Source organism: Megalodesulfovibrio gigas DSM 1382 = ATCC 19364 (assembly GCF_000468495.1).
GTDB classification, from domain to species: domain Bacteria; phylum Desulfobacterota; class Desulfovibrionia; order Desulfovibrionales; family Desulfovibrionaceae; genus Megalodesulfovibrio; species Megalodesulfovibrio gigas.
The window spans coordinates 332,366-357,877 of sequence record NC_022444.1 but is presented as its reverse complement, the minus strand read 5'-3'; the positions used below and the strand labels follow the sequence as shown (position 1 = coordinate 357,877).

The window sequence follows — 25,512 nt, the reverse complement described above, 5'->3', positions numbered from 1 at the left end:
GTTTAAAACCGGAAGTAGATGAAGGGGTTGTACGTGGAAACCGCCGCCTGCAGCACCGAGAGCAGGAACACGCCGGTCAGCATGGCAAAGGCGATCACTTGCGGTGCAAGACGGGTCTGGCCGAGCTGGCAGAGCCGGCGGAACTGCACATTGGCAACCGGCGTGGCGAACAATGCGCCCAGAACAAGCGCACCGATGAGCTCGCCATGCAGATACTGCGAGGCGGTGTGGAGCACCTGATCCGCCGCGTTGCCCCCGACCATGGCCTGCAGGTAGCGCAGTGCCTGGGGCAGTTCCTCAATGCGGAAAAACACCCAGCCCACCATCACCACCACCAGGGCGTACAGGTGCCGGATGGGCCGCCATATGCGCTTCAGCAAGGCGCCCAGGAAGGCCCGCTCCAGGATCAGGAAGACGGAGTAATACAGGCCCCAGATCAGGAAGTTCCAACTGGCGCCGTGCCATATCCCGCACAGGGTGAATACGGCGAACAGGTTGAAATATGTGCGAAACGGCCCGCGGCGATTGCCCCCCAGCGGGATATACAGATAGTCCCGGAACCAGGTGGACAGGGTGATGTGCCAGCGCCGCCAGAATTCCTGGATGCTTTGGGAGATGTAGGGATAGTCAAAGTTTTCGGGAAACTTGAAGCCGAACATGGCCCCCAGGCCGATAGCCATGTCTGAATATCCGGAAAAATCGAAATATATCTGCAATGTGTAGCAGATAATGCCCAGCCAGGCAATGCCGGGACTCATCTCCGCAATCGGCAGGGCCATCACCTGATCCGCCAGGGCCCCCAGCGTGTTGGCCAGCAGCACCTTCTTGCCCAGGCCCAGGATGAAGCGCTGGATGCCATACGCCCAGCCGTCCAGGGAAACCTGGCGGTGCTCCATCTCCCTGGCCACATCCTCATACCGCACAATGGGGCCGGCAATGAGCTGCGGAAACAGCGAAATATACAGACCCACGCGGAAGGGGTTGCGTTGCGGCGCGCTGTGGCCGCGGTATACATCCAGCAGGTACGACATGCCCTGGAACGTGAAAAAGGAAATGCCGATGGGCAGATGGACGGCTTCTTCCTGGATCAGCAAGGGGGCGTAGCCCAGGGCGCCAGCCAGCTCATTGGCATTGGCCAGCAGGAAATTGAAGTACTTGTAATGCAGCAGCAGGCCCAGATTTGCCGCCAGGGTCAGCCCCAGCAGCCACTTCCGGCTGGCGTCGTCGCTGCCGCGCGGGCAGGTGCCGGCAGGCGCCAGGTACAGGCCTGCGGCCCAGTTCAGCAGGATGGACACCACCATCAGCCAATAATGATACGGTTCGCCCCAGGCGTAAAAACCCAGGCTCGCTACCAGCAAAAACCCGTTGCGGGCCTGCCGCGGCAGCAGCAGCGTACCGAGCAGCACAAGGGGGAGAAACAGGAACAGGAACAGGGGTGAGCTGAAAACCATAGTAGTAATGCCGGAGGGGATGCAATGGAAGGGAACGCAACGGCAGGCCTTCTACGCGAAACCGCGGCGATTGGCAATGTCGCCCAGGCCGTAATTTTTCTTGCAACGCCAAACGTTTTGGCATAACAATGGGCGCACTGGAAACTGGTTTTCTATGTCTTTTTCTGCAGTTGTACAGGGGGGCGTTCATGCGGGTGCTGGCACTTGGCATTCTCCTGATCCTCGGCTTCGCGTTGCCGGCATGGTCTTTTTCGTTCTCGCAAGCCGAACGGCAGGATCAGGCGGCAGATCAGGCGCGTGCGGAACAAATCATGGCCCAACTTTCGACGCCATGTCGCAACAGCTTGAAAGGCCAGAAGATTGCCGTGCTGATCGCCGAGCGCCACGGGGGGAATCTGCAGACGGGCAGCAGTAGTCACGGTCTGCTGCATGAAGCCCTCAACGCGCGCCTGCAAGCCCTTGGGCTGAAAACCTATTCCCAGGCGCAAATCAACTCCCAGATAGCAGCGGCACAGGTGCGCGCTGTGCTGAACAATGATCCGGACGCGGCGCTTTCGGCGGCGAGTCGCCTTGGCGCGGCGTTTTTCCTCAAGGGCGTCATCTCTTCGCGGGCCAACCATGCCATGAGCATGAACGTCAAGGGCGCGCAGATGAATGTGAACGACGTGTCCGTCACCATCCAGCTGACGTTGACGCGCGGCGCAAAGCTCATCTCCCACGTCTCCACCACTGAATCCTCCTGGGCCGGCGCAGATACCATGGGCGTGGCGCTTGACATTGTGGAGCGGCAGGCAGCGTCTCTTATTGCGCAGCTCTATCAGGATTTTTGCACGCAGGGCGGAAAATGACATGAGTATTCCACAGCCTGTCCGCTTCGCCGGGAAAATGGATTGTTGCAGGGTCGGGTGGCTTGCCGTTGGCGTTGGGCTGTTGCTGTGCCTCCTGGCTGGGCCCGCGTTTGCCAAACAAAAGGCCCCTGTGGCCGCGCCGACAGCCGTGGAGAGCGCCACCCTCATCGTCTCGGTCGAGGGTCTGGCTGATCCCAATGCAGACACGTATCAGCGCGACAAGGGACTCATGCTTGAGGACCTGCGCCGCGACGCCAAATCCCAGTGCCTGGAAAAGGCTGTGGGGGCGTATGTGGAAACGCATACGCTGATGGAAAACTACACCCTCATCCGCGATCAGGTCCTGAGCCGCAGCCAGGGGCTCATCAAGCAGGTGCTCAAGGAAAGCGATCCCTGGATCGGCGAGGACGGCTTTGCGCATTTGCTCATGAAATGCGAAGTGTATGTCGGCAGTGTGCAGGAGGCCTTGCAGCAGACTTCCCGCATGGAGCGGCGCATGTTGCTCAAGGAAGTGGGCGACCCTCGCATCTCTGTGGCCATTTTTGTCCGCGATGCAGACCGCAGCACCGATACGGAAGTGATCCGGTCCGACATTGCAGAAAACATCCTCAAGGAACGGATTCAGGGCTTCGGCTATCGCGTCTGGTCCGAAGAGATGGCCACCACGCTGGAGGCCGAGTTGCTTTCCAAGTCCACGGCGGAGAATCAGGTGCAGACCACCGTCGCGGCCAAACGCAGCATGGCCGCGGATTTCTTCATCAAGGGCGAGGCCAAATTCAAGCAGATCTCCGTGAAGCTGCCGCCGTCCGGCGTCACCATCACCAAGTATGCCCTGACGTCGTGGTCGGTGAAATGCATCGATACGCGCACCGGCGAGGAGCTGCTGTACAACAATCAGGTGCCCAAGAAGCAGACCTGGCCGGATGAGGATCAGGCCATCGAAGCCATCGGGCAGCTGATCGGTGCGGAGTTCTCCAAGGAGTTCTTCGAGCGGCATCTGCAAGCACCGTCGCATATGTATCAGCTGGAAGTATTGGGCCTGCCCAACTACGAAACCGGCCAGTTGCTGCGCAAGGAATTTATCGGGCTGCGGCCAGTGCTCAACATTGACTTTCGGAATTTCGACAAGAACGGCCTGTCGCTGTACGAAGTGGAGTTCACCGGGGGGCGCACCAATTTCAATGATCTGGTGCACACGTCCATCCTGGGGCCGCTGAACAAAAAGATCGGCCAGGCGGCATTCTCGCTGGAGTCTGCGCAGGGTCAGGTGGTGCGTCTTGCGTTCAAGAGCACGATGACGGCGGAGGAAATTTCACAACGACTCAATGGCACGGCGCCGAGTCAGTTGGTGGAGGCTGCGCCGGAACGGCTGCGCGACCTGATCAAGAGCGAACAGACCATGCAAAAAGTGGCGGAAGTGGCCCCCGAGGCGGTGAAAAAGCTGGAAGGCGCCGCAACGCCATCAGCCTCTTTGGATGCGGTGAAGAGTTTTTAGTTGACGTTGGTGCAGGTGGTTTTTTTCGATCATCATACCATTACACGGGAGATGAACCACGTGATGAAGCTACGCTATTTGATTCTTGTCGGGCTTGTGCTGGGGAGTCTTGCACTGGCGGGCTGCCAGGGCACTGCATCGCAGCAGGCACATGCCCAGGCCGATCAGGCCATGTATCAGCCCGTCACGTATGCCAATCAGAATGTGCAGGGCCCTGCCCTCGTGGTAATTCCTGGCGAGTTCAAGTCGGTCAACGTCAGCTTTGCCAACAAGATCACCCCCAACAACATTGCCGACTGGGGCGAGCTGGAACTTTCCAAGGCCAACTTTCAGGTGCTCGAGCGCACGGACCTTGGCCCCATGCTCGAAGAAGTGGCCCTGGCAGCCAACATGGGCGACGTGAGCGGCCTCAGCAAGTTCCGCAAGGGGAAATTTGAAACGACCCGGTGGTTTGTGAAGTTCGATATCCTCAAGGCCGAGCCGGTTGCCTCCGTGCAGCAGGGCTTCGACGGCCGGGCCCTGGCCGGCATCGCAGGCGGCATCCTCGGGCAGACCGTGGGCTACGGCGCAGGCGTCGCCGCGGAGGCCGGCGTCGGGTCCGTGCATTCCAGCGAGGCCGCGGGCATCTGGATTGTGGGGATGCGCTACAAAATCCTGGACGCCTCCACGGGCCAGCAAGTCTCCACCGGGTATTTCGAGGAAAAGATGGAGATTGGCGCAACAAGCGGCGGCGCGCTGGGATTCTCCAAGTCTGAACAACATGGCGTGACGTTGGACACCATGTCACAACGCCTGGTGCAACGGGCAGTGCAAGAGATCGACAGAAAGAAATAACAATCCCGCAACACGCCAGCTCCGCAAGGGCTGGCGTTTTTTGCAGACAAGGACTTCATTATGCGCACTCGGAACATGTTGCTCCCTTTGATGATGCTGGCGCTGTTGTCGCTGGTTGCATGCAAACAGCAAACCGTCGTGGTGCAGCAACCCGTTGGGCCCACTCCAATGGAGTATTTCAATACGGGCTTGAGCTACTACAATAACGGGCAGTACGTCCCTGCCGCAGAGCAGTTCGAGTTTGCCGTGTCGCTGATGCCGGGCATGGTGGATGCACACTACTATCGCGGCATGTGCTACATGCAGCTCAACCAGATTTTGCGGGCGGAAGAAGCCTTCAAAATGGCGTTGCGCTACAACCCCAATCATCTGTTGACCCGCGAGGCCCTGGGGCTGTTGTATTTCAACTCCGGGAATTACCTGGCCGCCAAGGCCGAGCTGGAAGCCGCGCGCGCGCTGAACAGCGTCTCGCCCGTTGTCTACTATTGCCTTGGCAGGCTGTACATGCAGGAGCGCAACTGCAAGGAAGCCATCCTCGCCTTCGACAAGGCCCTGCGCCTGAATCCGGGCTATGCCGAAGCCAGCGCGGAACTGGCCCGGGCCAAGGCCATGTGCGGCGGCGGCGTCAAGAAGCCCTCGCAGCCGCCCGTGCGTGAGGAGAAATCCTTCAAGGGTGGCGCCAAGGCCCTGGATCCGAGCGAGTTCTAGGCAACGTCATGGGAAGAGTCCACCATCTGCTCCTCGCGTTGCTGATGTTGGCGTGTCTTGGCGGGGGCATCCCCTGCGCCGGCATTGCCCAGAACGCAGACCTGATGCAGCAGCATGCGCAACGCAAGCGGCTGGCCCGGGACATGGTGCTTGAGAACCTGCGCGCCAGGGGTCTGTTGCCTGCCGACGGGGTGGTGGAGTTCTCCGCGCGGAGCGTGCCGGATCCCACGGACCCTTCCCGACTGCAAATCCAGATTGATTCCCTCCGGATTCTTCCGCTGCCGGGCGCGCCACGTCCGGGTCCGGCAGCGGAAAATGGCGGGAGGGCGCAGCCGTTCACTGCGCCGATGCAGCCATCTGCCCTGACGCGAGTCATCGAATACATGGAATTGGACATCCCGGTGCAGCAGGAGCCGGAAGTGCGTTGGCAGCATTCCTTTCGCATCAGGTCCGGCGCAGTGCAGGACGACTTGCCCGGCATTGCGCCGGGTGCGCCTGCCGTCCCGCCCTCGGGTGCGCCGAAAGCGCCTGCCGTGGTGGAACCGCCGCGCGACAACCCGCCTGCGCAGGACAACGCGCCTGCACAGGAGAAGGCCGCCGACGGCCCCTGGTACAAACAAATCCAATAGCATTTCAGATGCGGGGAGAAAGTACATGATCCGCAGCATGATCCTTTGTTGCCTGGCCCTGGTTCTTGCCATGGCTGCGCCGTGCGCGGCGGCCAATAAGGAACTGATGTCCGTGAAGATGGCCAAGCAGGACCTGACGCGCAATCTTGTGGAATCCGTGGTGGGCTTCAAGGTCAAGAGCGAGTCCCAGATGGGCTTGACGGAAGATCCCAACTATCAGGTGCAGAGCAAATCCGCCGCCGCCATCAAGGGCGTGAAGGTGGACAAGATGATCTACGACCGGGAAAAGGACATTGCCCTGGCCTTCGGACACATCGACCTCGGCGCCATCACCAACGTGCTGGGCGAGCGCATCAATTTCAAGAACGTCACCGTGCGGTCCATCGGCTTTGGCTCCATGACCCAGGCTTCCCGCCAGCCGCTCATGGCCCTCAGGGCGGCCCTGCTGAACGCCTATGACGAAATGGCCGCCCTGCTGGTGGGCGAAAAACTGCTCTCCAAAAGCCGCACCGAGAATTTCCTGCTGACCGAGGACATCAACCACGCCAAGGTCTGCGCTGCCGTGTTCGGGGCCTATATCCCGGATATCGATCTGAATTCCCCCAACCGCGGCTGGGGCTGGGATGAAAGCGGCAATGCCTTTGTGCGGCTGCAACTGGATGTGCGCACCGTCAAGGACGTGCTGGGCAACCGGTTGCGGTATGCCGATGGCGATCAGATTGTGGAAGTGCTCGGCCAGGGGTCCCAGACGGACGACCTGAACCCCACCGCCGGCAGCATGGTCCAGCCTCCCAGGGCGAAGCCGCAGTACCAGAGCCTGGACGTGCCCGGCGCAGGGCCCGCCGCGCCCGGCGTTGCGCAGTAGCGCATTTTACTTTTGAAAAAGGACACTGCGAGGGGGGGGATCTTTTTGCAAAAGGTTCTCCCCTCTCGCGCTCTCCCCTTCCAAAACGTTCATAGTGACCTTGCATCACCATAACAATCTTTGGAAAGGGGGCCTCTCTCGAAAGGGGGGAAGAACCTTTCTTTAGGAAGGTTTTCCCCCGAGTGCTCTTTTCCAAAGCAACGTGCGGTAGAAGCGCGTTCTACAGCCACCGCCCGGCCAGGGGCATGCGCCAGCCCTGGCCGAAGGCGCGGTCCGTGATCTTCAGCCCTGGCGCGGCCTGGCGGCGCTTGAATTCCGCGCGCTGCACCAGCCGCACCACCTTATCCACCGTCTCCGCATCAAAGCCCTGGGCCACGATGGCCGAGGGGCTCTGCCGGTCTTCCACGTAGGCCTTGAGGATGGCGTCCAGCACCTCGTAGGGCGGCAGGCTGTCCTGGTCCTTCTGATCCGGGCGCAGTTCCGCCGACGGGGCCTTGTCGATGATTTCCACGGGAATGGGCTCGCCGAAGCGGGCGTTCACGTGGCGGGCCAGGGCATAGACCGTCATCTTGGGCAGGTCGGCGATCACGGCCAGGCCGCCGCACATGTCGCCATAGATGGTGGCGTAGCCGACGGAAAGCTCACTCTTGTTGCCCGTGGTCAGCAGCAGGCGGCCCTGTTTGTTGGAGATGGCCATGAGCAGCCCGCCGCGGATGCGCGACTGCATGTTCTCCTCGGTCACGTCCTGGGGCAGGCCGGCAAAGGGCTCGGCCAGGGCGCGTTCGTAGGCCTGCATCAGGTCGGCGATGGGCAGGGTGATGCAGGGGATGCCCGCGCGCCGGCAGAGTTCGTAGGAGTCGTCCAGGGATCCCTGGCTGGAGTAGGGCGAGGGCAGACACACGGCCAGCACCTGTTCCGGCCCGATGGCCTGGGCGGCCAGCACGGCCGTGAGGGCGGAATCGATGCCGCCGGAGAGGCCCAGCACCACGCGGGAAAAGCCGGTCTTGGCCAGATAGTCCCGGATGCCGCACAGCAGGGCCAGACGGATTTCCTCTTCCGGCGCGGGGTCTTCGTGGGTACGCGGCCCGCCCTTGTCCGTGTCCACCAGCAACACTTCCTCCTCAAACGCCCGGGCCCGGGCCGTGCAGCGGCCTTTGGCGTCGAAGACCATGGAGCGGCCGTCAAAGAGCAGGTCGTCGTTGCCGCCGGCCTGATTCACATAATAGATGGGCAGCCGGTACTTTTTGGCCACCATCGCGAGCATGGCTTCCCGCGTGGCCTGCTTGCCGGCGGTGAAGGGAGACCCGGAAAGGTTGACGATGCAATCCACGCCCTGGGCCTTGAGGATGGCCACGGGATCGGTGGCGTACTGGCGGCGCTGCCAGAAGTCGATGTCGTTCCAGAGGTCTTCGCAGATGGTCACGCCGATGCGCAGGCCGTCGAGCTCGAAGGAACCGGGGGTATGGCCGGGCTCGAAGTAGCGTGCTTCGTCGAACACGTCATAGGTGGGGAGCAGGCATTTGTGGAAGCTGTGGACGATGCTCCCGTTCTGCAGCAACACCGCGCCATTGTAGAGGGACTTGCCGCCGTCGGAGCAGCAGGACGGCCGCGGCAGGGCCGCGCCCACCAGCAGGGGCGGGCCATCGGCAAGCTCCCGGGCCAGACGTCCCAGCACGGTCATGCTGCGGTCGAGAAAGTCTTCATACAGCAGCAGATCCCGGGGGGGGTAGCCGTGGATGGCCAGTTCGGGAGCCAGGCACAGGCGTGCGCCCTGGGCGGCGGCCTGGCGGGACATGGCGGCCAGACGGGCGGCGTTGCCTTCCAGGTCGCCCACGGTGGGGTTGAGTTGCAAAAGCGCGATGTGCATGGCGGGAATCTCCTCCTGCAGCGGTCGCTGGGGATGCGTCGGGCTACTCCAGCCCGTCGCGCAGGCTGTTTGCGCCCTGTTCCAGCAGCCGGATGAGCGCCTGATGTGAGGCGTTGGGATCTTGCGTGGATGGGTCGAGCTTGCCGCCCTGGGACGGGACAAGGGGCAGGGCGGGCGGTGCCTGGGCGGCTGGCCGTTCCACAGGCGTGGTGGCGTTGCGGGCAAGGGCATAAACAACTTCCACATCCGCTTCCACCGCCAGCCCCTGGCCGGCGATGGCGCCCAGATTGACGACGCGATGCACATACACCGCGGCGCGGCGCACGGCGTCGTCCTCCTCCGGCAGCCGGGAAGCGGCGGTGTCCTGTCCGGGAAAGGTCAGGGTCAGTTCCAGCTTGCGATTGCGGAGTTTGTTTTCCAGATCCTCACGCACCTTGGTCACGGCCTGACGCACGGCCTGGGCCAGGGCGGAGGTTTCCTGGGCGGCCTGGGCGGCGTCTGCCGGCAGGGTGGAGCTGCCCTGCACGGCCAGACGGGCGGTGCGCAACTCGCGCTCCGGCGTGGCGATGAGCAAACGATACGTGATGGCCTGGGCGGGGAGGGCCGCCACCGTCAGCAGCACCAGCATGGCTGCCGTGGCGCGGGTCAGGCGGGTCATAGCAGTTTGGCGGCCTGCATGCGCAAGTGGATCTCGCGGCTGGCCCAGGCGTCTGTGGCGGCGTAGGCAATCTGCTGCGGGGTGAGGCTTTCGCGGCCCCAGTTGGAGCAGCGTTCCTTCTTGGAGATGCGGATGCCCAGGAAATTGGCCGCCAAATTGCGCAAGCCGCACGTGGGGAGATTGTGCACGCGGGCCACCTGGCCCAGATCCACAAACCCGGCAGCGTCGAACAGGATCACCTCCCGCAGCTCGCGCACGTCGTCGTGCACGGCCACGCCGGTCTTCACCGTGGCGGGATCGCTCATGAGCGACTCCAGCACCCCGGGCAGGGTCATGCGGCAGAGCTGGAACAGATACACGGCGTTGGCCGTGGCCAGCTGCAGCAGGGAAAGCGGGAAATTCTGCCCCTTGCGGAAGGTGGGGCGGCGTTCCGTATCGAAACCGATGACCGGTTCGGTGATGAGGTCGTCGATGGCGGCGTTGAGATCGCCGGCATCAGGAAACACGTGCACAGGCCCTTCATACCTGGTGAGGGGGAGGGCGTTGATGGCCTCGGGGGGCATGGGTTGGCGATACGAATCCAGCATGCTGGATTTGGGCGCGGAGAGAAGAGTGGGCATACGGTGCGTGGGCGTGAATGGGTTGTGAAACCACGACGATTGGTGATACGCGATCATAGCGAAATTTGCTGCAAAAGCAACCCGAAGAAATGCGGAATACAATCATGGATATGTGCTTGACCCGTCGCAGTGCCGGAGTGCTGCGCCTGATGTGGCTGGCCAGCATGGCCCTGGTGACGGCGCTTTCTCTGCTGCCGGACGTGGGACCGCCGGCGGTGTTCGATCATGTCGATCTCGTTGCGCATCTGATCGCCTACGCCTGGCTGGCCCTGCTGCCGCGACTGGCCCTGCGCCAGTCCGACCGCACCTGGGCCTGGGGCATGCTGGGCCTGGGCCTGGCGCTGGAACTGCTCCAGGGCCTCACGCCGTATCGCTCCCTGTCCTTGTGGGACATGCTGGCCAACACCGCCGGCGTGGGCCTGGGCGTGTGGCTGGGCGGTCTGGTCCGGCGGCGGCTGCCGCGCACGTAAATACCAGTTTCTGCCCATTCCCTTTCTTGCCCCTGCCTGTCCCTTTTGCTAGGGTGCGCCATGCGTGTGAAAAAACGTAAGGAATCAGGAATGGTCAGGATGTGGAACCCATGATGACAACTCCCGAAACCACGGTCGGCGGCGTGCTGCTCATCACCCTGGGCGATGCCGGCGGGCTGGGGCCGGAGCTGGCCGCGCGGGTGCTGCCCACCACGCCCCTGCGACGCACCTGGCGGCTGGTGATGCTGGGCAGCGAGGCCTCGCTGTTGCGGCACGTGCTGCGTCGCGGCGAATCGCCGTTCTGGACGCGACTGGACCCGGCGACGGGCCTTGCGACGGATTTGGCAACCCTGGCGCCCGGCGTGTACCTGCTGGAGCCCCCCACGCTCCACGGTCTGGCGCCGGACATCGGCCAGCCCACCGTGGCCGGCGGCCGCAGCGCCGGTGCGGCCCTGGAGCTGGCCTGCGAGCTGTTGCGCCAGGACCGGGCGCGCGGCGTGGTCACGCTGCCGTTGCACAAGGCCATGCTCAAGGCCGCGGGGTATGATTTTCCCGGCCACACCGAACTGTTTGCCGAGCACGCCGGCCTTTCCCGCGAGGATGTGACCATGCACCTGTGCGGGGAACGGCTGCGCGTGTCCCTGGTCACCACCCATCCGCCCCTGGCCGCCGTGCCCGGGCTGGTGACGCAGGCCCGCGTGCTGCAGACCATCCTGCACACGCATCGATTTCTGGACGATCTCGATCTGCCCCGCCGCCGGCTGGCTGTGTGCGGCCTGAATCCGCACGCCGGGGAAAGCGGCACCATCGGCCGCGAGGAAATCGAGATCATCGAACCGGCCCTGGCCGTTGCCCGGGCGCACGGCTGCGAGGTGCACGGCCCGCTGCCCGGAGACACGGTGTTTCACCGCGCCGTGCATGGCGAGTTCGACGCCGTTGTCGCCATGTATCATGACCAAGGCCTGGCGCCCCTCAAGCTCCTGCATTTCAACGAAGCCGTGAATGTGACGCTGGGCCTGCCCTTTGTGCGCACGTCCGTGGATCATGGCACGGGATTCGATCTGGCAGGTGCGGACGCCGCATCCACAACGAGTTTCACGGCCGCGCTGGAACTGGCGGCCCGTCTGGTTACACGCAGGGAGGCGACATGTACTGCGGCATAGACGTGGGAGGGACCCACACGGACGCGGTGGTGGTGGACCACGGCGAGGTGCTGGCCTCGTGCAAGGTGCTCACGGATCACCGAAATCTGCTCATGAGCGTGCACGCGGCCCTGGAGGATGTCTGCTCCCGGGTCAAGATGCATCGCATCGAGCGCATCACCCTCTCCACCACCCTCTCCACCAACGCCATTGTGGAAGGCAAGACCGAGGACGCCGGCATCATCGTCTCCTCCGGGCCGGGCATCGATCCGGAATCCTTCCGCCACGGCAAGGGCTATTTTGTCATCCCCGGCTCCATCGATCATCGCGGGTACGAAATCCAGCCCCTGGAGACTGCGGATCTCAAGGACACCCTGACCATGTGCCGCGAGCTGGGCTTGTCGGTGTATGCCGTGGTCGGCAAGTTTTCCACCCGCAATCCGAGCCATGAACTGCAGCTTGCCCAGGCCTTGCAGGGGCAGGCCGATCATGTGACCCTGGGGCATCGCCTGTCCGGGCTGCTGAATTTCCCCCGCCGCATCGCCACGGCGGCGTACAACGCCCAGGTGTGGCGGCTGTACAACCGCTTTGCGGATGCGGTGGAAACCAGCCTGCGGGAACTGGGCCTGGAGGCCCAGGTGGGCATCCTGAAGGCCGATGGCGGCACCATGCCCCTGGCTGCCTCCCGCGCCCGGCCCGTGGAAAGCATCCTCTCCGGCCCGGCAGCCAGCGTCATGGGCATGCTGGCCCTGTGCGACATCTACGAAGACGCCATCCTGCTGGATATCGGCGGCACCACCACGGACATCGCCCTGTTGTCCCAGGGCACGCCGGTGGTGGAGGAGGGCATTGCCATGGGCAGCTACCCGACCCTGGTGCGCGCCCTCAAGACGCGCAGCATCGGCGTGGGCGGCGATTCCATGCTGACGGTGCGCGGGGGCACGGTCTTCGTGGGGCCGCGACGCGAGGGACCGTCCATGGCCCAGGGCGGGCACACGCCCACGCTCATTGATGCCTGCAACTACCTGCGCATCACCAGCTTTCGGGATCGGGAAGCCTCCCGTCGCGGCATCGAAAAACTGGCCGCCCTCTGGGATATGTATCCGGAGAAGCTGGCCAGGGCCGCAGTGGACCGGGCCGTGTCCGCCATCAAGGAAGCCGCCCTGGAACTGGTGCGCGAAATCAACGAAAGACCGGTATACACCATCCATGAGCTGCTCAAGGGCAAAACCCTGGACCCCCGGCGGGCCTATCTCATGGGCGGGCCGGCCATGGTTTTCCGGGAGCTGCTGGAGCAGGCCTTCGGCTTTGAGGTGGAAGCCCCCCAGCATTACGAGGTGGCCAACGCCGTGGGCGCAGCCCTGACCCGCACCACGGCCGAACTGGAGCTGACCGCGGATACCGAACGCCGCCAGCTGGTCATCCCGTCCCTGGGCCGGGTGGAGGACATCCCCGCCCGCTTCACCCTGGAGGACGCCAAGGCCCGCGCCAAGGAATCCCTGCTGACCATGCTGGAGGGCCAGGGCCTCAGAGCCCGCGAGGAATACGGCGACGACGTGGAGTTCACCGAGGTCCAGAGCTTCAACATGGTGGATTTCTACGGCGCCGCGCACAAGAACATTCGCGTGAAGTGCCAGATCAAGCCGGGCATTTCCGAGTAAGGAACCAGCCATGCTCACCGCAAAAAATTCCCTCGGCGTCGTCTTTTTCCCGGCCTTCGACTGGGCCATCGAAGCCACGCATCCCGAACGCGAAGAACGGCTGCTCTACACCCAGGATCAGTTGAAGGAAGAGGGCCTCTTCGACATCGAAGGCGTGGTGGAATACAAGCCCGAGGTCGCCACCCGGCAGGACGTGGAGCGCGTGCACTTCTGCCTGCCCAGCGTGGAGACCGTGGCCACCAAAAGCCACATGATCAGCGCCGGCGGGGCCATCAAGGCCGCCCGGCTGGTGATGGACGGCGAAATGGACCGCGCCTTTGCCCTGGTCCGTCCTCCGGGGCACCACGCCATGAAGGTGGTGGAGGGCAACCGCGGCTTCTGCAACATCAACATCGAAGCCGTGATGCTCGAATGGATCCGCGAGCACTACGGCCCCAAGCGCGTGGCCATCATCGATACCGACTGCCACCACGGCGACGGCACCCAGGACATCTACTGGCACGATCCGAACACGCTCTTCATCTCCCTGCATCAGGACGGCCGCACCCTGTACCCCGGTACCGGCTTTCCCGACGAGCTCGGCGGCCCAAACGCCCTGGGCCGTACCCTGAACATCCCCCTGCCGCCGCGCACCGGGGACGAAGGCTTCCTCTATGTGGTGGAGAACTGCATCCTGCCGATCCTGAAGGACTTCAAGCCGGACCTCGTCATCAATTCCGCCGGGCAGGACAATCACTTCACCGATCCCATCACCAACATGAACTTCTCCGCCCAAGGCTATGCCCGGCTCAATGAGCTGCTCAAGCCGGACCTTGCCGTGCTGGAAGGCGGCTACGCCATCCAGGGCGCGTTGCCATACGTGAACCTGGGCATCTGCCTGGCCATGGCCGGGGTGGACTATTCCCACGTGCGCGAGCCGGATTTCGACCCCGCCCGCATCAGGCAGGACGTGCGGACCATGGACTTCATCAAGAAGGTCTGCGAGATGACTACCCGGCACTACTTCCGCCCCCCGGCCGCCCCGACCGACGGCGACGTGGTGAACGGCTGGCACAGCCGCATGAAAGACGTCTATTACGACACCGACGGCATCTCCGAAAGTCAGGTGGAAAGCGTCTCGTTGTGCTCGGATTGCGCCGGGGTGCGCAAGATCGAGGTCTGGTCGTCCATCTCGCCCTTGTCCTTGTGCATCGAGATTCCCCAGACCGCCTGCGATCGCTGCCTGGGCCTGGGCAAGCGTGTCCTGGAGGAAGGGCACACCAAGGGCAACTATCGCATCATCCAGTGCATCAACAGGAAGGAAAAGGAATATACCCAGTTCGGGTTTTGAGCATTTGCCCGGCCGGCGCGGTCGTGATAGAGTCGTGTCGTGAGGGAATCTTGCGCACCTCTGTGCGCACCGCGCCGGCTGAGGGGCCTGGCGTGCACGCCCGAGGACGGTGCAGAACTATGCAGGACGCGCCCGAGTCAGCATTCACGCCGGTGGCAGGCCTTGCGGACGCCGTGCCGGGATTTTCTCCCGACGAGATGGACGCCGTGCTGCGCCGCTGTCGCGCGCTGGAAGAAGAACTCAGAACCATCCAGGCCATCCAGCTCACCGCCGTGGAGCAGGCCCCGGTGGGCATTCTGGTGGCCGACGCCCGGGAGCGCCGCATCCGTCTGGCCAGTCTCAAGGGACTGGGATTGCTGGGCAAAGACGAAGCCGTTTGCCGCAATGCCCCCCTGCATAGCTGGACCTTGCTGCACCCGGATGGCACTCCCTTTGCCCCGGAGGAGCGCCCCCTGGAGCGCGCCATGTGCCACGGCGAAGTGGTGGAGACCGCCGACGCGCTCATCGTGGGCCTGGACGGCCAGCAGCGCCATGTGAGCATCAATGCCGCCCCCGTGCGCAATGGCAGCGGGGAGATCGTGGCCGGGGTGTCCGTGTTTCTGGACATCACCGAGCGCCGCCGCCTGGAGTGCCAGCGCACCCAGACCCTGACGTTCTTTGCCCACGACATGAAATCCCCCCTCATGGGCGCCCTGGCCCTGACCCGGCGACTGCTGGAGGGCAAGGAGGGGCCGCTTTCCGGACGACAGGTCGAGAATCTGGAAATGGTGGCCTCCCTGCTGGATCGCGTGCTCACCCTGTCCATGGATTTTCTGGACGTGGCCCGCATGGACCAGGCCGGCTTCACCCTGGCCCGGGAGCCGGTGGCACTGGCTCCCGTGCTGCAGGCCCTGGTCCGCGAATACGGCCGGCGCGCCGAAGACAAGGGCCTCGCCTTTCGCGCCGAACTGGATCAGAACCTGCCCGAGGTGCTGGGCGACAGGCAGCGCCTCATGCGCATGGTGGCGAATCTGCTGGATAACGCCATCAAATACACCGCCGAAGGCGCGGTGGCGTTCACGGTCCGCCGTCACGGCCGGGAATTGGAACTCTGCGTGCAGGACGACGGGCCGGGCCTCTCCCAGAACGATCAGGACAATCTCTTCGAAAAATTCTTCCGTGGCGATGCCGGCAAGGGCTCCGAAGGCTCGGGCGTGGGGCTGGCTGCGGTCAAGGCCATTGCCCAGGCCCACGGCGGCCGCGTCATCGGGCAGAACCGGCCCGAAGGCCGCGGCGCCCTCTTCTCCATCTGGCTGCCGCTGCAGGCCTCCTGATCCATACCTTGCCGGATTGTCATCCGCGCAGGCTTTGACTCCGTCTCCAGACGACCTACCTGTAGGGGCATGCATTCACCGCATGTACGTTCCGGAGGCTCTCCATGCGCCGTTCATCCCTGTTCGTGTTGTTGCCGGCAATGTGTCTTGCGCTGGTCTGGCTCCTGACCGGCGGCAGTGTTCCCCACCTTGCATCCCAGGAGAATGTGACCATGCCCAATGCCACCTCTGCGCCAGCCACCGCCACGGCCGTGTTTGCCGGCGGCTGCTTCTGGTGCACGGAATCGGATTTCGAGAAAATTCCCGGCGTGCTGGAGGCCAACTCCGGCTATGCCGGCGGTACGGAACCCAATCCTGCCTACACGGATGTCTCCGCCGGCCGCACCGGCCACCTGGAGGCTGTGCAGGTGGTGTATGATCCGCAGCAACTCAGCTACGCCGATCTGGTGGAGCACTTCTGGCGCACCATCGACCCCACCGACGCCGGCGGGCAGTTTGTGGACCGCGGCGCCCAGTACACGACGGCCATCTTCACGGCCAGCGACCAGGAGCGGGAGATTGCCGAACGCTCCAAGCGCGCCCTGGCCGCCTCTGGTCGGTTCAGCAAGCCCATTGTCACGGCCATCCTGCCCCTGGACCGGTTCTGGCCGGCCGAGGCCTATCACCAGAACTTCCATGTCGCCAACCCGGTGCGCTATTGCGCCTACCGGGAGGGATCCGGGCGGGATCAGTTCCTGGAAAAAACCTGGGGCAGCCTGCGACAGGTTGCGAACAATGCCACCGCCGGGCGCTGGGTCAAGCCCTCGCCGGCGGAACTCAAGGCACGGCTGACGCCGCTGCAGTACCACGTGACCCAGGAGGAGGGCACGGAACCGCCCTTTACCAATGCCTACGCAGACAACAAGCAGGAGGGGATTTACGTGGATGTGGTGTCCGGCGAGCCGCTGTTCAGCTCCACCCACAAGTTCGATTCCGGCACCGGCTGGCCCAGTTTCTGGCAGCCGCTGCACCCGGACAACATCGTGGAGCACACGGATCGTTCCCTGTTCAGGACCCGTACCGAGGTGCGCAGCAAGGCGGCGGATTCCCACCTGGGGCACGTGTTCCCGGACGGCCCGCCCCCCACGGGCTTGCGCTACTGCATCAACTCCGCGGCCCTGCGCTTTGTGCCCAGGGACCAGCTTGAGGCGGAAGGGTATGGGGAATTTGTGACACTGTTCCAGTAATCGCGACGCCGGCAAGGCCCTCTCTTGCGAGGGCCTTGCCGCTGCGTGCGCTAGAGCATTTTACTTTTGCAAAAGGACATTGCGAGAGGGGNTTCAAAAACAACGCGCTCTAGTGTCACGTCCCCGAAATAAGACGATGTTTCCATCATCGCATTTCGGGGACGCAACACTAGAACGCGGAGGCAGCGTCTTTCATTTCCACTTCAGCAAATAGTGCGTTGAAGTGGAAAAGGAATTACGCCTCGGCACCCCGGCGCCGCGGCGCTTCCTCGGTGAACAGCCCGGCGCGGTGGGCCCAGGCCACCACCTCGGCCGAGTTGCGGCAGCCCAGCTTGCGCATGAGCCGGCACCGGTGATGTTCCACGGTCTTGGTGGAGAGGCCCAGCATGGAGGCGATCTCTCTGGTGTACAGTCCCTGGGAGACCATCTGCAGCACTTGACGTTCGCGATTGGTCAGCTTTTCCGATTGTCCGGCGGTGGCGGCCGACGCGGCAGCGCCGGGCCGCAGCCGGGCCATGGCCACGGACTGGGTGAGCTCCGGATCCAGATACACATCGCCACCAGCCACGCGATTCAGCGCCTTGACGGATTCCAGGCTGCCGGCCGTCTTGGTCAGGAAACCGGACGCCCCGGCGTGGAACGCGCCTTCCACCAACGCGGGATCCGTATTGGAGGAGACCACCAGCATGCGTGTGTGCGGGGAAATGGTCTTGATTTCACGGACCAGCCGCATGCCGCTGCCGCCCTGGATGGCAATGTCCAGCAGCACCAAGTCGGGCTTGTGGCTGCCGATGGCTGTCCGCGCCTCGTCCAGCGTTGCCGCCTCGCCCACCAGACGCAACGTGCCGGCGGTTTCCACAATCCGCTTGAGTCCTTCCCGGAACAATGGGTGGTCATCCACCAGAATTACAGTGAGCAGACGCGGCATGACGCACCCCCTTGGCGTGTCCGGCGGTCGCCGTGTGTGGCGCGCCATGCCGGAACATTGTGAAAATTTCTGCATGTCACAGGATTGCCCCCTATCTGCAGTCGGGAATATACACCATAAATTTCTTATTCGATATCACAGAAAATTGGCATTGCGTCAACTGCGAGAAGCAGTCTGCAAAGCAACTTGGTATTCAAGCTGGATAAATTGTTCCCCAAAGCCTGATTTTGTGCCGGTGTGCACAAGGCCTGGATGCAGGCCATGGGGTTGTCCCCTGGCGACGGAACTGGTGTGTTATTGTAAAAATGTGTCCAGGCATAGGGATAACCCCTAAGGAGATGTCTGCGGTCTGTTGCAGAGATGACATGCAGGCTTAGACGGACGTGATGCTTGACCATATGCCATAATACGGCATGCGATGCGCGGGGTTTTATGTGTCGATATTGGTGCTGAAGATGGTGCGCTGGTGTCGAATGCAATGGAAAACAGGAAACGTGCCTTGTCTGTAATGACAAGTCACGTGCCTGCTGGTATGGTCACGGTGTTGTGGAAACCGCTGCAATGGCCACGGTCAGGGAGGTGCTGATGTTCACGCGCGCCATGTTTTCCGTGTTTTCCGTGTTCCCCATGTCCCCCATGTCCCCCATGTTCCCCATGGTCTCCATGTTCATATGTCTGATGTGCACGGCCGTGTGCGTGCTCGCAGGGCCTGCCTGCCTGCATGCAGCGACATTCTCTCCCGGGGTGCAGGCGGATGTGTGCAATCGGGCCACGCTGTCCGGCGTGGTGCGGTATGTGGCCACCACCGGCAACGATACCACGGGCGACGGCACCGCCGCCAGGCCGTACCGCACCCTGTTGCGGGCTGCGGAAGTGGTGCAGGCCAACGAAACCATCGTCCTGCGACAGGGAACCTATGTGGAGGCCGACGAAATCCGCCTCCGGGTGCCCGGCGTCACCATCCGGTCGTATCCGGGAGAATGGGCCATCGTGGACCGCCGTGCGGAAACGGAATATGGGTCCGGAATCTATTTTTATGTGGGCTCCGATGGCGGGGCCCTGGAATGCGTGGAGGTGCGGGGCGGCTTTTACGCCGTCTCCACAGAAACCAAGTGGGACTGGGGCGACCCGGACGACCGCGCCGGCGCCTCCCGTATCCGCATCGAAAACACCAAGCTGCACAGCTCCCTGCGCGATGTGGTCAAGATCAAGCCCAACAGCGACGACATCATCATCCGGCACAACGAGATCTACAATTCCGGTGTGAATGAACCCCCCGACGACTGCAACGCCGAAGGCATCGACAACGTCAATGGTGACCGGACCCTCGTGGCCCACAACCACATCCACGACATCTGCTCCACCGGCGTGTACCTCAAGGGCGGGGCCACGGACGGCGTGATCGAGTACAACCTGATCGAACGCACCGGCGGCGCGGGCATCCTGCTGGGGTTCGATACCAGCCCCGAGTATTTCGACCTGACGGTGAATCCGAACTATTACGAAAATATCCGAGGCATTGCACGAAACAATCTGGTCCGCGACACCGGCGGCTCGGGCATCGGCTTTTACGCCTCCCTGGACGCCAAGGCCTACAACAATACCCTTGTGGACACGGCGTCGTCCTTCCACACCCCCATCTACTTCGGCATCACCTTTCAGGACTGGGACCCGGAAGCCGGCCGCCCGGCCAATCGCAACCCCACGGTGCTGTACAACATCGTCAGCCAGCCGGGGACGCCCACGCAACAGGTGGTCGCCATCCGCTATTCCACCGAGCTGGGGGGCCTGAGCGCCCTGGACGGCGCGTTGCGCATCAATGCGAACTGCTACTGGCGCGCTGCCGGAGCCGCCTGGTTCGACGACGGCCGCACCAATTGGTCGGGCAATTTTGCGCAGTGGAAAACACACATTGGCGGGGATGGCTCCACGCGGGAGACGAATCCACAGCTCGATGCGGACTCTCTGCCGCAGCAGGCGGTGTGCATGGGGCGCGGCCACGGCGGGGCCCTGGGCGGGGGTGTCCCTGGCATGGCGCTGCTGCTGGAGTGAAGCGCCAGTCCTGTCAGTCCGGGCCAGTCCTGTCAGTCCGGGCCAGTCCGGGCCAGTCCGGGCAGTGGCAGCCAGTGGCGGCGGGTAGCCCTGGACTTCGGGTCCGGCATCCGGTACAACACGGATACATTTTTGGACATGCCATGATTCCAGAAGGTTGAACAGATGGATGCGCCCCTTGCGGCCGGGACGGCGGAAGGCGTCGGCCTGGGGGCCGATGCCGCCAGTGAGATTCACGCCTTTGTTCCGCACGATATCCGCGAACGGTACGAGGTCCATAGCTACAAGCACGCGGCAGCCATGCTGCACACGTGCCATGCAGCGGAAGCGGCCGAGCTGTACGATTCGTTGCGGGCCTTTCGCCTCACCAAAGCAGACATTCAAAAGCCCGGCGGCAATGAGTCGGACATCCCCAAGCGGTTTGCCGAGCTGCTGCGGCCCCAGGGGTGGGATGAGACAAGCATCCGGGGGGATCTGGTGGTGACCCTCAGCCGCCATAAAAAGCGCGAGGACGCGAGCCACGGAAAAGGTGCCGTGGATCAGACCATCCTGCGAAAGAACAACTATCTGGACGGGCACAAGATAGATTTCGTCAAGCATGGCGTTGCATTCGACCTGGAGTGGAACAGCAAGGACCAAACCTTCGACCGGGACTTGTACGCCTTCCGCGCCTTTGCCGAATGCGGCGTCATTGGAGTCGGCATTTTGCTGACCAGAAGCGCCTCCCTCAATCCCGTGTTCGCGGCGCTGGGGGTGAAGAACAAATACGGCGCAAGCACAACATGGATGGGCAAGTTGTTGTACAGACTGAATGCCGGAAGGCACGGCGGATGCCCGGTGCTGGCGTTGGGCATTACGCCGGCGCTGATTGCGGACTGGGCCGCCGCATGACCACTACACCTGCTGCATGCAGCGCAGCCACGGATCTGCTGGCCTGTTGCCAGGCTGCTGGCCTGGGCGAAGGCCTGGGAGAAGGGACGGGCGCAGGCACCGTGCTGGCGGACCCGCCCTGGCAATTCCAGAACCGCACAGGCAAGGTGGCCCCCGAGCACAAACGGCTCAACCGCTATGGCACCATGACCCTGGACGAGATCTGCGCCCTGCCCGTGCAAGGCCTTGCCGCAGAAACCGCGCATCTCTATCTCTGGGTGCCCAATGCCCTGCTGCCCGAAGGTCTGGCCGTGATGCAGGCCTGGGGCTTTTCGTACAAAACCAACATCGTCTGGCATAAAATCCGAAAGGATGGCGGGCCGGATGGCCGGGGCGTGGGCTTCTACTTCCGCAATACCACGGAGCTGGTGCTGTTCGGCACCCGCGGCAAAAAGGCCCGCACCCATGCGCCGGGCCGCTCGCAGGTGAACATCATCAAGTCGCAAAAGCGGGAGCATTCAAGAAAACCGGACGAGCTGTACGAGATCATCGAGAACTGCAGCCCCGGGCCGTATCTGGAGATGTTTGCCCGCGGCAGCCGCCCGGGATGGATCGCCTGGGGCAATCAGGCCGAGGCATACTATCCCACCTGGACCACGTATGCGAACCACTCCCAGTGCGGGCAGGAACTTGAGGTGCAGCAGGAAGAACAGACAGCGCCGTGACCCCGGCAGGGGGGTGGCGGAAGCGTAGTGGAGTCGAACCACCCTGGGAGCTCTCACCCCCACACTGGTTTTGAAGACCAGGCGCCACACCGGTGACGATACGCTTCCGCGGCAGGACCGCCTTTCCTTACGTGCTCGCGGCGGCGGATGCAAGCCTTGATGTGCAGGACTTCAACCGCCCGGGGTTTTAAGAAATTGTCATCTCCGCATCCCGGCGTTGCCAAAAACCCGGCATCCATCTATAGACATTGCCTCCAGGAATGCTATCCTACTCTCCAGAAACGGGAGATATACGTTGAACAATTTCGGTCGCAATCTGGTCATCTGGGTGGTTCTGAGCCTGGTGCTCATCGCCCTGTTGAACGCGTTCAATCAGCCAGCCGGCTCGGTCAAAAAACTCACCTACAGCGAATTCGTCCAGAGCGTGCAGGAAGGCATGGTGCAGGAAGTGCTGCTGCAGGACCAGAACATCTCTGGCAAACTGCTTGATGGCACCAACTTTTCCAGTTACGCCCCGCGCGATGCCGGCATCACCACCTTGCTCATGGAAAACAAGGTCCGCGTGAAGGCCGAGCCGGACGAAGAAGCCGGCTACATGGTGCTGCTGGTGAACCTCTTACCCTTCCTCATCATTGGTGCAGTGATCTTTTTCTTCATGCGCCAGGTGCAGAGTTCCGGCGGCAAGGCTTTGTCCTTTGGCCGTTCCAAGGCCCGGCTCATCACCCAGGAGCAGGCCCGCGTCACCTTCGAGGACGTGGCCGGCGTGGATGAAGCCAAGGAAGAGCTTACGGAAGTGGTGGATTTTCTGCGCGATCCCAAGAAGTTCACCCGCCTGGGCGGCCGCATCCCCAAGGGCGTGCTCCTGGTGGGCCCTCCTGGCACGGGCAAGACGCTGCTCTCCCGGGCCGTGGCTGGCGAAGCCGGGGTGCCGTTCTTCTCCATCTCGGGCTCGGACTTTGTGGAAATGTTCGTCGGCGTGGGCGCGGCCCGCGTGCGCGATCTGTTTGTCCAGGGCAAGAAGAATGCCCCCTGCCTCATCTTCATCGATGAAATCGATGCCGTGGGCCGCCAGCGCGGCGCCGGCCTGGGCGGCGGGCACGATGAACGCGAGCAGACCCTGAACCAGCTGCTGGTGGAGATGGACGGCTTTGAGAGCAACGAAGGCGTCATCCTCATCGCCGCCACCAACCGGCCCGACGTGCTGGACCCCGCGCTGCTGCGGCCGGGCCGCTTCGACCGCCAGGTGGTGGTGCCCACGCCGGATCTCAAGGGCCGCCGCCACATCCTGGGCGTGCACTCCCGTCGCACGCCGCTTTCGGACAACGTCAATCTGGATATCCTGGCCAAGGGGACGCCCGGCTTCTCCGGCGCGGATCTGGAAAATCTGGTCAACGAAGCCGCCTTGCACGCCGCCAAGATGAACAAGGACAAGCTGGACATGTCCGACTTCGAGGAGGCCAAGGACAAGGTGCTCATGGGCAAGGAGCGCAGAAGCCTGATCATGACTGATGAGGAAAAGCGCAACACCGCCTACCATGAAGCCGGCCACGCCTTGGTGGGGCGCATGCTCCCCGGCACAGACGCGCTGCACAAGGTGACCATCATCCCCCGCGGCCGGGCCCTGGGCGTGACCCAGTACCTGCCCGAGGACCGTCACAGCTTCTCGCGCACCTACCTGGAAAATCGTCTGGCCATGATGCTCGGCGGCCGGGCGGCGGAACTCGTCATCAACAACGAATACACCACCGGCGCGGGCAACGATATTGAGCAGGCCACCAACATGGCCCGTCGCATGGTCTGTCAGTACGGCATGAGCGAGGCCCTGGGGCCGTTGAACTTCGCCGAACGGTCCGACGAGGTCTTCATCGGCCGCGACCTGGGCCACTACAAGACCCATTCCGAGGAAACCTCCCGGCTCATCGACGCCGAAATCAAGCGCTTTGTGGAAGACGGGCAGAAGACGGCCCTGGACATCCTGCGCGAGAAGATCGACGTGCTGCACGCCATCGCCGCGGCGTTGCTGGAACGCGAAACCATCACCGGCGACGATGTGGATCGTCTCATCCGCGGTGAGCCTTTGCCCCCCTTCAATGGCGGTCTGGGCAAGCCGCAGCCCCAGGCGTCCCAGGGTTCCCAGACGCCCCCGGCGGCGGAAGGCGAGGGCGACGGCCAGGCCGGCACCCCGGCGCAGGCCGCAGGGGCGGGCGATCCGGATGCCGCGTCTTCCGATGCTGCTTCCGCCGGTGCGCCTGCGTTTGCCGGGTCTGACGGCTCCACCCCGCCCGACAAGGCCGGCGGCTCCACCCCCCCTGCAGGCTCCTAGGCCGTCCGGGGTCGCGGGGCATGGTCTGCTGGGAAATACGGGACGGCGCTCGCCTGGGGCCATCACCTTTTCTGGTGATGGGCATCGTCAACATCACGCCGGATTCCTTTTCCGACGGCGGCAGGTTCCTGGAGCCTGCCGCCGCGGTCATGCATGGACTCGCGTTGGCTGCCCGAGGGGCGGACATCCTGGACCTGGGCGGCGAATCCACCCGCCCCGGCAGCGATGAAGTCCCGGCCGACGAGGAATGGCGGCGGCTGGAACCGGTGTTCGAGCTGCTGCAGGACGCCCCGCCGGCGCGGGGGCTGGTCCTCTCGGTGGATACCTGGCGCGCCGAAACCGCGGCCCGGGCGTTGGCTGCCGGCGCCGCCATCGTCAACGATATCTCCGCCTGCCGCTTTGACCCTGCTCTGGTGGATGTGCTGGTGCAGCACCAGCCCGGCTATGTGCTCATGCACGCCCAGGGCCGGCCCAAAACCATGCAGCAGAACCCGCACTACGACGATGTGGTGGACAACGTGCTGCGCTTTCTGGAAGAACGCCTGGCCGCGCTGGTACGGGCCGGGCTGGCTGAATCGCGCATCGTACTTGATCCGGGCATCGGCTTCGGCAAGACCGTGACGCACAACCTGGCCCTGCTGGCCGGGCTGGAGCGTCTGGCCGTGCTGGGCCGGCCCGTGCTCATGGGGCTTTCCCGCAAGCGGTTTCTGCAGGGATTCGTCCCGGCAGACGCACCGGATGAGGCCGCCCGCGCCACGGCCCTGCAACTGGCCACCCAGGCCGCCACAGTCCTGGCTGCCCGCCATGGTGCACGCATCCATCGCGTGCATGACGTGGCCCAGACCCGTCAGACGCTGGACATCGTGGCCGCGGTGGAGGCCGCCGGCGGGGAGGGGCCATGCTCGACCTGACCGTCGTTCGCGTGGGCTGGCGCGATGTGCTGGACATGGCCGTGGTGGCCGCGGCGCTGTACCGGATGCTGCTGCTCATCAAGGGCACCCGGGCCGTGTCTGTGCTGTATGGGCTGTTGCTGGTCATCCTGGTCTATTTCGCCTCCGAGGAGTTGGGGCTGTACACCCTCAACTGGCTGCTCACCAACTTCCTGGGCTCCATCTTCCTGGTCATCATCATCCTGTTCCAGCAGGATATCCGCAAGGCGCTTTCCGAAGTGGGTGCGGGACGTTTCTTCCGCAGAAAGACCATGGACGGCGAGTATCTCAACCAGCTCATCGCCGCCCTGGACGCCCTGGCCAAAAGCCGCACTGGCGCGCTGGTGGTCATTCAGCGCAAGGTGCCCCTGGGCGATGTGGTGGAGCGGGGCGTGCAGCTGGGCGCGCGCATCAGCAAGGATCTGCTGGTGACCATCTTCTACCCCAATACGCCCCTGCACGACGGCGCAGTGGTCATCCACGGCGGGGTCATCGTGGCGGCGGCCTGCATTCTTCCCCTGAGCGCCGGCTTGCGATACAAAACGGAACCTGATTACCCACAATTCTC

At 63.5% G+C, this 25,512-nt stretch carries 23 protein-coding genes and 1 tRNA gene; 18 read left to right on the top strand and 6 right to left on the bottom strand.

The genetic code is table 11. The annotated features are described in order from the left end of the window. Positions 1-2 precede the first annotated feature (2 nt). A complete protein-coding gene (locus DGI_RS01535; RefSeq protein ID WP_021758864.1) occupies positions 3-1,451 on the bottom strand; it encodes an MBOAT family O-acyltransferase in 1,449 nt (482 codons plus the stop codon). Between the two features lie 188 nt (positions 1,452-1,639). On the opposite strand from DGI_RS01535, the gene DGI_RS01530 reads away from it, so the two are divergent. The 6 genes from DGI_RS01530 to DGI_RS01505 all read left to right on the top strand — a co-directional run bounded on the left by DGI_RS01530 (position 1,640) and on the right by DGI_RS01505 (position 6,830). After that, positions 1,640-2,299 carry a hypothetical protein gene (locus DGI_RS01530; RefSeq protein WP_021758862.1) on the top strand — a complete coding sequence of 220 codons (660 nt, stop codon included), beginning with the start codon at positions 1,640-1,642 and terminating at the stop codon, positions 2,297-2,299. A gap of 130 nt (positions 2,300-2,429) precedes the next feature. Further along, entirely contained in the window at positions 2,430-3,794 is a 1,365-nt protein-coding gene (locus tag DGI_RS01525; RefSeq protein ID WP_235619923.1) for a hypothetical protein, read from the top strand. 63 nt (positions 3,795-3,857) lie between these two features. After that, the gene (locus tag DGI_RS01520; protein WP_021758860.1) at positions 3,858-4,628 is read left to right on the top strand and encodes a hypothetical protein; all 771 of its coding nucleotides are present in this window, start codon (positions 3,858-3,860) and stop codon (positions 4,626-4,628) included. A gap of 168 nt (positions 4,629-4,796) precedes the next feature. Beyond that, positions 4,797-5,336 (top strand): tetratricopeptide repeat protein, encoded by a 540-nt coding sequence (locus tag DGI_RS01515; protein WP_027192996.1) that lies wholly within the window; start codon positions 4,797-4,799, stop codon positions 5,334-5,336. 8 nt (positions 5,337-5,344) lie between these two features. Continuing rightward, on the top strand, positions 5,345-5,965 hold the full coding sequence (locus tag DGI_RS01510; protein ID WP_021758858.1) for a hypothetical protein: 621 nt from the start codon (positions 5,345-5,347) through the stop codon (positions 5,963-5,965). 25 nt (positions 5,966-5,990) lie between these two features. Next, positions 5,991-6,830, top strand: a complete 840-nt coding sequence (locus DGI_RS01505) for a hypothetical protein (RefSeq protein WP_027192994.1) — start codon at positions 5,991-5,993, stop codon at positions 6,828-6,830. 220 nt (positions 6,831-7,050) lie between these two features. Here the strand turns inward: DGI_RS01505 and DGI_RS01500 are convergent, their stop codons facing one another. Genes DGI_RS01500 through DGI_RS01490 form a run of 3 tightly spaced genes read right to left on the bottom strand, consistent with a single transcriptional unit; the run spans position 7,051 to position 9,975 of the window. Further along, entirely contained in the window at positions 7,051-8,697 is a 1,647-nt protein-coding gene (locus DGI_RS01500; protein WP_021758856.1) for an NAD+ synthase, read from the bottom strand. Positions 8,698-8,740: 43 nt separating this feature from the next. Then, a complete protein-coding gene (locus tag DGI_RS01495; RefSeq protein WP_021758855.1) occupies positions 8,741-9,355 on the bottom strand; it encodes a hypothetical protein in 615 nt (204 codons plus the stop codon). Beyond that, positions 9,352-9,975, bottom strand: coding sequence for a 3'-5' exonuclease (locus DGI_RS01490; protein ID WP_081696802.1), 624 nt, complete (start codon positions 9,973-9,975; stop codon positions 9,352-9,354). The genes DGI_RS01495 and DGI_RS01490 overlap by 4 nt, the downstream gene beginning before the upstream one ends. A gap of 104 nt (positions 9,976-10,079) precedes the next feature. On the opposite strand from DGI_RS01490, the gene DGI_RS01485 reads away from it, so the two are divergent. From DGI_RS01485 to msrB, 6 genes are all read left to right on the top strand, one after another. Then, complete coding sequence (locus DGI_RS01485; protein ID WP_021758853.1) at positions 10,080-10,445, top strand: VanZ family protein; 366 nt, start codon at positions 10,080-10,082, stop codon at positions 10,443-10,445. A 110-nt stretch (positions 10,446-10,555) separates the two neighbouring features. Continuing rightward, on the top strand, positions 10,556-11,608 hold the full coding sequence (gene pdxA, locus DGI_RS01480; RefSeq protein ID WP_081696794.1) for a 4-hydroxythreonine-4-phosphate dehydrogenase PdxA: 1,053 nt from the start codon (positions 10,556-10,558) through the stop codon (positions 11,606-11,608). Next, positions 11,593-13,248 (top strand): hydantoinase/oxoprolinase family protein, encoded by a 1,656-nt coding sequence (locus tag DGI_RS01475; RefSeq protein ID WP_021758851.1) that lies wholly within the window; start codon positions 11,593-11,595, stop codon positions 13,246-13,248. The genes pdxA and DGI_RS01475 overlap by 16 nt, the downstream gene beginning before the upstream one ends. A gap of 10 nt (positions 13,249-13,258) precedes the next feature. Then, positions 13,259-14,578: a histone deacetylase family protein gene (locus tag DGI_RS01470; protein ID WP_021758850.1), complete on the top strand. Its 1,320-nt coding sequence runs from the start codon at positions 13,259-13,261 to the stop codon at positions 14,576-14,578. Between the two features lie 119 nt (positions 14,579-14,697). Then, the gene (locus tag DGI_RS01465) at positions 14,698-15,891 is read left to right on the top strand and encodes a PAS domain-containing sensor histidine kinase (protein ID WP_021758849.1); all 1,194 of its coding nucleotides are present in this window, start codon (positions 14,698-14,700) and stop codon (positions 15,889-15,891) included. 104 nt (positions 15,892-15,995) lie between these two features. Next, a complete protein-coding gene (gene msrB / locus DGI_RS01460; protein WP_407656286.1) occupies positions 15,996-17,117 on the top strand; it encodes a peptide-methionine (R)-S-oxide reductase MsrB in 1,122 nt (373 codons plus the stop codon). Positions 17,118-17,352: 235 nt separating this feature from the next. On the opposite strand, the gene DGI_RS01455 is transcribed toward msrB, so the two are convergent. Further along, positions 17,353-18,045, bottom strand: a complete 693-nt coding sequence (locus tag DGI_RS01455; RefSeq protein ID WP_021758847.1) for a response regulator — start codon at positions 18,043-18,045, stop codon at positions 17,353-17,355. 585 nt (positions 18,046-18,630) lie between these two features. On the opposite strand from DGI_RS01455, the gene DGI_RS01450 reads away from it, so the two are divergent. The 3 genes from DGI_RS01450 to DGI_RS01440 all read left to right on the top strand — a co-directional run bounded on the left by DGI_RS01450 (position 18,631) and on the right by DGI_RS01440 (position 21,692). Further along, on the top strand, positions 18,631-20,097 hold the full coding sequence (locus DGI_RS01450) for a right-handed parallel beta-helix repeat-containing protein (RefSeq protein WP_202961829.1): 1,467 nt from the start codon (positions 18,631-18,633) through the stop codon (positions 20,095-20,097). 165 nt (positions 20,098-20,262) lie between these two features. Further along, entirely contained in the window at positions 20,263-20,988 is a 726-nt protein-coding gene (locus tag DGI_RS01445; protein ID WP_021758845.1) for a BglII/BstYI family type II restriction endonuclease, read from the top strand. Continuing rightward, positions 20,985-21,692, top strand: coding sequence for an MT-A70 family methyltransferase (locus DGI_RS01440; protein WP_021758844.1), 708 nt, complete (start codon positions 20,985-20,987; stop codon positions 21,690-21,692). The genes DGI_RS01445 and DGI_RS01440 overlap by 4 nt, the downstream gene beginning before the upstream one ends. 14 nt (positions 21,693-21,706) lie before the next feature. Here the strand turns inward: DGI_RS01440 and DGI_RS01435 are convergent. After that, positions 21,707-21,800: transfer RNA gene (locus DGI_RS01435), tRNA-Sec, on the bottom strand. 187 nt (positions 21,801-21,987) lie between these two features. On the opposite strand from DGI_RS01435, the gene ftsH reads away from it, so the two are divergent. The 3 genes from ftsH to DGI_RS01420 form a co-directional block, all read left to right on the top strand. Continuing rightward, positions 21,988-24,015 carry an ATP-dependent zinc metalloprotease FtsH gene (gene ftsH / locus DGI_RS01430; RefSeq protein WP_021758842.1) on the top strand — a complete coding sequence of 676 codons (2,028 nt, stop codon included), beginning with the start codon at positions 21,988-21,990 and terminating at the stop codon, positions 24,013-24,015. Positions 24,016-24,035: 20 nt separating this feature from the next. Next, on the top strand, positions 24,036-24,926 hold the full coding sequence (gene folP, locus DGI_RS01425) for a dihydropteroate synthase (protein WP_021758841.1): 891 nt from the start codon (positions 24,036-24,038) through the stop codon (positions 24,924-24,926). Continuing rightward, on the top strand, positions 24,914-25,512 hold a 599-nt coding region (locus DGI_RS01420), incomplete at its 3' end, for a diadenylate cyclase (RefSeq protein WP_051349717.1). The genes folP and DGI_RS01420, both read left to right, overlap by 13 nt.

What these genes read in the sequence shown, in the direction of transcription:
- DGI_RS01485 (WP_021758853.1), top strand. Translation starts at nt 10,080, where the DNA reads ATGGATATGTGCTTGACCCGTCGCAGTGCCGGAGTGCTGCGCCTGATG.
- DGI_RS01530 (WP_021758862.1), top strand. Translation starts at nt 1,640, where the DNA reads ATGCGGGTGCTGGCACTTGGCATTCTCCTGATCCTCGGCTTCGCGTTG.
- msrB (WP_407656286.1), top strand. Translation starts at nt 15,996, where the DNA reads ATGCGCCGTTCATCCCTGTTCGTGTTGTTGCCGGCAATGTGTCTTGCG.
- DGI_RS01475 (WP_021758851.1), top strand. Translation starts at nt 11,593, where the DNA reads ATGTACTGCGGCATAGACGTGGGAGGGACCCACACGGACGCGGTGGTG.
- DGI_RS01535 (WP_021758864.1), bottom strand. Translation starts at nt 1,451, where the DNA reads ATGGTTTTCAGCTCACCCCTGTTCCTGTTCCTGTTTCTCCCCCTTGTG.
- DGI_RS01470 (WP_021758850.1), top strand. Translation starts at nt 13,259, where the DNA reads ATGCTCACCGCAAAAAATTCCCTCGGCGTCGTCTTTTTCCCGGCCTTC.
- DGI_RS01465 (WP_021758849.1), top strand. Translation starts at nt 14,698, where the DNA reads ATGCAGGACGCGCCCGAGTCAGCATTCACGCCGGTGGCAGGCCTTGCG.
- DGI_RS01450 (WP_202961829.1), top strand. Translation starts at nt 18,631, where the DNA reads ATGTTCACGCGCGCCATGTTTTCCGTGTTTTCCGTGTTCCCCATGTCC.
- DGI_RS01505 (WP_027192994.1), top strand. Translation starts at nt 5,991, where the DNA reads ATGATCCGCAGCATGATCCTTTGTTGCCTGGCCCTGGTTCTTGCCATG.
- pdxA (WP_081696794.1), top strand. Translation starts at nt 10,556, where the DNA reads ATGATGACAACTCCCGAAACCACGGTCGGCGGCGTGCTGCTCATCACC.
- DGI_RS01510 (WP_021758858.1), top strand. Translation starts at nt 5,345, where the DNA reads ATGGGAAGAGTCCACCATCTGCTCCTCGCGTTGCTGATGTTGGCGTGT.
- DGI_RS01500 (WP_021758856.1), bottom strand. Translation starts at nt 8,697, where the DNA reads ATGCACATCGCGCTTTTGCAACTCAACCCCACCGTGGGCGACCTGGAA.
- DGI_RS01515 (WP_027192996.1), top strand. Translation starts at nt 4,797, where the DNA reads ATGGAGTATTTCAATACGGGCTTGAGCTACTACAATAACGGGCAGTAC.
- DGI_RS01445 (WP_021758845.1), top strand. Translation starts at nt 20,263, where the DNA reads ATGGATGCGCCCCTTGCGGCCGGGACGGCGGAAGGCGTCGGCCTGGGG.
- DGI_RS01490 (WP_081696802.1), bottom strand. Translation starts at nt 9,975, where the DNA reads ATGCCCACTCTTCTCTCCGCGCCCAAATCCAGCATGCTGGATTCGTAT.
- DGI_RS01455 (WP_021758847.1), bottom strand. Translation starts at nt 18,045, where the DNA reads ATGCCGCGTCTGCTCACTGTAATTCTGGTGGATGACCACCCATTGTTC.
- DGI_RS01440 (WP_021758844.1), top strand. Translation starts at nt 20,985, where the DNA reads ATGACCACTACACCTGCTGCATGCAGCGCAGCCACGGATCTGCTGGCC.
- DGI_RS01495 (WP_021758855.1), bottom strand. Translation starts at nt 9,355, where the DNA reads ATGACCCGCCTGACCCGCGCCACGGCAGCCATGCTGGTGCTGCTGACG.
- DGI_RS01520 (WP_021758860.1), top strand. Translation starts at nt 3,858, where the DNA reads ATGAAGCTACGCTATTTGATTCTTGTCGGGCTTGTGCTGGGGAGTCTT.
- folP (WP_021758841.1), top strand. Translation starts at nt 24,036, where the DNA reads ATGGTCTGCTGGGAAATACGGGACGGCGCTCGCCTGGGGCCATCACCT.